Consider the following 4,533-nt stretch of genomic DNA (forward strand, 5'->3'; position numbering starts at 1 on the left):
GGATTTGTTTCACCAGATCTGGCTGGATGCACTGCAGCGCAATGGGCAGTTGGCGGCGGTGCAGAATTTGTTGCAGCCGTTGGTGAATGGGCAGCCGGAGTCGGTGAGGCTCGCGCGGCAGGTGGGGGTGGTGAATGGGGTGTTGGGGTTGCCAGTGAGGTGAGGCGGGAGGCATGACCCATTGGCGATGGGCAAGTACTCGATCATTTTTTTATCCGACTGTCCCAGCATTGCGGACTGTCGTCCAACTCAAATTAGACAGCATGGCCGTCATTCAAACCGATCCCTTTTCTCAGGCGCCGATATTCATCAAGATGCGCTTCGGTGAAACTGAACTCGCTGTAGGGACAGCCTTTTTCTACAAGCGCGGCGGCGCTCTGTACTTAGTTTCCAACTGGCATAACTATTCGGGGAGGAACCCAACAACGAAGGAGCCAATGTCTGCGCACGCAGGAGTGCCCGACAACGTACTTTGCTACGCGTGCCTGAATCAGGCGACTATTTCGCGCGAATGGCTACCTATCACCCTCAACGATGACTCAGGTCCAAAGTGGCTTACACATCCTGTTCACGGTAGCGAGGTTGATATTGGAGTACTCCCGGTTCAACTGCCGGACCGATTCCGCGCGGTCGTGCTGAACGAGCTTCCTTCTACACCGATGCGAATTGGCGTTTCGCACGATGTCTTTGTTCTCGGTTATCCGCTTGGCATCCTCGATACCCACGGCATGCCTATTTGGAAGCGCGCTAGTGTTGCAACCGAGCCCGGCACATCGAATCCAAAATTCTTGCTGGATACCGCCACGCGCTCGGGTATGTCGGGATCGCCAGTGATTTTGCGATACCGCGGGTTCTACAAGCATGATCTAAGTGCGGTTGTCCCGAGCGACGAAGATTGGTTTGGTGAAGGGGATATGTTTGTGGGCGTCTATTCCGGACGTCTGGGCAGGTCGGAAGTCGAGGCACAACTCGGTATCGTCTGGAAAGCGCACCTCATTGACGAGATCATCGATGCAGGAGTGCGCGCGGAAATATGAAGCTGTCTAACATTACTCGGCACAGATGCATGTACGCCGGTCAAGTCCGGCGCTAGCGCACCACCAACTTCGTCTGGTCATACACCGGCTGCTCCGGCAAATCCGCCAGATGCCGCACATCGGCCCAGTCCAGCACCTCCACCGCCTCGCCACGCACCCGCACGCGGTTGAGCCCCGCGTTGGGAATGTCGCTCTGGCGCGGGCCGTCCAGCCCGGTGCCACGCGCAGTGCGCCAGATCATGTCGAGCACGCCGCCATGGGTGACCACCATCACCGTCTGGCCGCTGTGCTGCTGGGCGATGCGGTAGACGGCGTCCATCACGCGGGTGTGGAACTGGCGGGTGGTCTCGCCGCCGGGCATGCCGTAGTCGGCTTCGAAGCGCAGCCACTGGTTCCATGCGTCGGCGTGTTCCTGCTTGACGTCGTCCACGCGCTTGCCGTCCACCACGCCAAAGTTTTGCTCGCGCAGGGCGCTGTCGGTGAGGGTGTCGATGCGGGCCAGGGGAAACAGCACTTGCAGGCTGGGCGTGGCCGTCTGCTGGGTGCGGATGAGGTCGCTGCAGATGAGGTGGTGCACCACGGGGCGCTCTGCAGCCAGACGCTCTGCAAGGCGGCGGGCCTGTTCGTGGCCGGTGGCGTTGAGGGGCACATCCACGTGGCCCTGAAAACGCAGTTCGCGGTTCCAGTCGGTCTCGCCGTGGCGGATCAGGATCAATTCAGTCATGCGTGCCATTATCGAATGTACACACACGATTGCAAGGTTTTTTGGCCGCTACCGCCCGTCCAGCAAGCCTTAATAGCTATTATTTTTATAACAAAACAACAGCAGACACTACCGCATGGGCACGATGAGTACTTTGCGGCGCGGCTGGCAGCCGGGGCCTTCGTGGGGGGTACTGTCCTGCTCCCAGCCCGGGCCGGGCGAGGTTTGTGCGCACACACGCTGGCCATCGACCAGGCTGCGCCAGTAGTACCAGGGCGCGGGGGCGGCCGGCACCAGCAGCGGGGCCAGCAGGACCAGCGCGAACAAAAGGCGGGGGGCGAAAGGCATGGGCAAACAAAGCATCCGGCGTGTCCCGTCCATGCTACGTAGCCTGCGTCGGGCCGATGCCTGGAAAAGGGGTGGAATGGTTGGTCACGGCTTTTCAGCCGTGACGATCCAGCCTTCCAGCGGATCGAGCCCCGGCGGCAGGCCGTAAAGCGCATCGCCTTCGGCATGGCGCTGCTCGGCCCAGGCGGCCTGCAGCAGGCACAGCACAGCGTCCAGGCTGTCGCCGCTGGCGTCCTGCACCAACGCATCGCGCTGGGCGTGGCTGAGCTTGAGGCGCAGGTCCAGGCGGGTCTGGCCCAGTTCCAAGGCGTTGATCAGGTCCTTGCGGGCAATGAGGCGATCCGGCGTCTGCTTGGCGCGGTCGTCGCTTTTGTAGCTGCGGCGCTGCAGCACCTCGCGCGCCAGCAGGCCGGGGTAGGCCTCCAGCGCCACGCGGTGAGGGGCGCCAGGGTGCAGGCCGGGCAGGTGCACACCCGCATCCAGCAGCAGTGGCAGGCCCGCGTGCAGCATGTAGGCCACGGGCGGATTCACCCATTTCATGGAGGGGCTGGAGCCTGCGGGCCCATCGGTGGCGCGGTGGGCAAACTTGCCTCCCACGGGGCGCGCATCGCAGAACGCCGCAAACTGCGCGCGGATCTGCTCGCGGCTGAGGCTGCGGTAGTGCAGCATGCAGGCATGCCAGTCGGTGGGCCAACCCAGCGCCTGCACCAGCTCGCGCGGCAGGCCAAAGGGCAGGTCGAACCCGCCCACCCAGTCGCCGGGCTGGGCCAGCCACTGGCCGAACGCGGCCAGGGTGTCGAACGGCTGCAGCGCGGTGAGCGACACGCGCGCGCCCTGGCGCTGGCCCAGCGCCAGCACGATGGGTTTGCGCCGCGTGGGGCTGCTGGAGAAGTCGCAGCCCAACAGCAGGGGTGCGGATGCCATAGCCGTCATCCCAGTGCCAACGCCGTGACGCCTGCTGCAATGCACAGCGCCCCGAAGATGCGCGCCACGCGGTCCCCCTCGCCCAGCAGATGGCCGCCGATCAGCGCAGCAAACAGCATGGACACCTCGCGCGCCGGGGCCACGTGCGACAGGGGCGCCTGCTGCATGGCATACAGCACCAGCACATAGGCCACCGGGCTCACCACCGCCACAGCCAGGGCAAAACGCCACTGCGCCAGCCACAGCGTGCGGGCCGTGGGCAGGTCGCGCAGCACCACGGGCGCGAGCAGGCCCACGCGCACAAAGTTGCCCATGTAATCCACCAGGATGGGCGACATCAGCAAAAACTTGACCGCATAGCCATCGACCACCGTGTAGCTGGCAATGAACGCGCCTGTGAGCAGGCCATACAACATGCCCTTGTGCACCCGAGCCCGCGCAGCGGGGTCGTGGGCGGCGCGCAGCAGGCCCGGGCCGCCCGCAATCAGAAACACGCCCCCGACCACACCCACGATGCCCAAAGCGCCCAACGCGGAGATCTGCTCGCCCAGCAGCGTAATGGCCACCAGCGACGACAAGAGCGGCCCCGAGCCGCGCGCCAGCGGATAGACCACGGTGAGGTCCGCCACACGGTAGCCGCGCAGCAGGATGACGAAGTACGCCACATGCAGCAGCCCGCTGGCGGCGACAAAACCCCACTCCACCGCACCCCACTGCGGCACGGCGTCGCGCCCCAGGTACCAGCCCAGCGGCGCCCAGACGACCATCATGATCACCGAGGTGAAGAACGCAAACCGCGAGTCCCCCCCGGCCTTCTTGGCCACAATGTTCCAGCACGCGTGGATAAGGCCGGCGAGGATGATGAGGGCGAAGGCGGTGAAGGTCACGGTTCAGAAAGAGAGAGGGCTTTTGAATGCAAAAAGCCGCAGCGCTGTAGCGGCTGCGGCTTGGAGGGCGCGAAAGGGTCGATCGATTGAAGGGCTGAATATCGCTCAAGGCATCTGCAACTGGCGCGACCCAAGCCGGGAGCCACCGTGCAAGGGCCGCCCCGCCGCACTGGTGGCGTCCCCCTGCCCGCACCGCCCAGCGGTGCGAGAGCGGGGGGAAGGCGCGCAGCGCCTCAGGGGGGTGATCTCTAAGCTCTTCCGATGATGGAGGCGGTGGCCATCAACTCTTCGAGCAGCGCAAACGACACCTTGCCCGACACCGCATACGGGTCCAGTTCGGGCTTCTCTGAATACTTGAGCAGGATCGAGTGGTTGATCTTGGACAGGTTGACCTGCCCCATGGTCCAGCCACCAAAGCGACGCTCGGCAATTTCTTCGTAGTGCAGCAGTTCCACGTTCTTGTGGCGCGGGTCCTTCTGGATGTGGCCATACAGCTCGCTCACCGCAGAGCGCCCGCCCTCGATGGCTTGCAGGAACACACCGCCCCCATAGCACAGCACGCCGGTGATGCCGCTGCCTGGGTTGTGCTGGCGCGACTGCGTCAGGATGGCTTCGATGGCGGCGGGCGAGGTAT

The 4,533-nt window shown here is 64.2% G+C and carries 6 protein-coding genes; 1 reads left to right on the top strand and 5 read right to left on the bottom strand.

Translation table 11 applies throughout. The annotated features are described in order from the left end of the window. Positions 1–263 precede the first annotated feature (263 nt). A complete protein-coding gene (locus ACK4OE_RS25255; RefSeq protein ID WP_409889176.1) occupies positions 264–1,037 on the top strand; it encodes a trypsin-like peptidase domain-containing protein in 774 nt (257 codons plus the stop codon). A gap of 52 nt (positions 1,038–1,089) precedes the next feature. Here ACK4OE_RS25255 and ACK4OE_RS25260 read toward each other — a convergent pair whose 3' ends face one another. From ACK4OE_RS25260 to ACK4OE_RS25280, 5 genes are all read right to left on the bottom strand, one after another. Beyond that, positions 1,090–1,761, bottom strand: a complete 672-nt coding sequence (locus ACK4OE_RS25260) for a histidine phosphatase family protein (protein ID WP_409889177.1) — start codon at positions 1,759–1,761, stop codon at positions 1,090–1,092. Between the two features lie 108 nt (positions 1,762–1,869). Beyond that, a complete protein-coding gene (locus ACK4OE_RS25265; protein WP_409889178.1) occupies positions 1,870–2,088 on the bottom strand; it encodes a hypothetical protein in 219 nt (72 codons plus the stop codon). A gap of 84 nt (positions 2,089–2,172) precedes the next feature. After that, a complete protein-coding gene (locus ACK4OE_RS25270) occupies positions 2,173–3,021 on the bottom strand; it encodes a DUF429 domain-containing protein (protein WP_409889179.1) in 849 nt (282 codons plus the stop codon). After that, on the bottom strand, positions 3,018–3,899 hold the full coding sequence (locus ACK4OE_RS25275) for a DMT family transporter (RefSeq protein WP_288853225.1): 882 nt from the start codon (positions 3,897–3,899) through the stop codon (positions 3,018–3,020). The genes ACK4OE_RS25270 and ACK4OE_RS25275 overlap by 4 nt, the downstream gene beginning before the upstream one ends. Before the next feature lie 248 nt (positions 3,900–4,147). Continuing rightward, a partial coding sequence (locus ACK4OE_RS25280) for a BLUF domain-containing protein (protein ID WP_409889180.1) occupies positions 4,148–4,533 on the bottom strand: 386 nt, incomplete at its 5' end.

Origin of the sequence: Acidovorax sp. (assembly GCF_046314175.1) — a bacterium.
Lineage (GTDB): Bacteria > Pseudomonadota > Gammaproteobacteria > Burkholderiales > Burkholderiaceae_C > Acidovorax.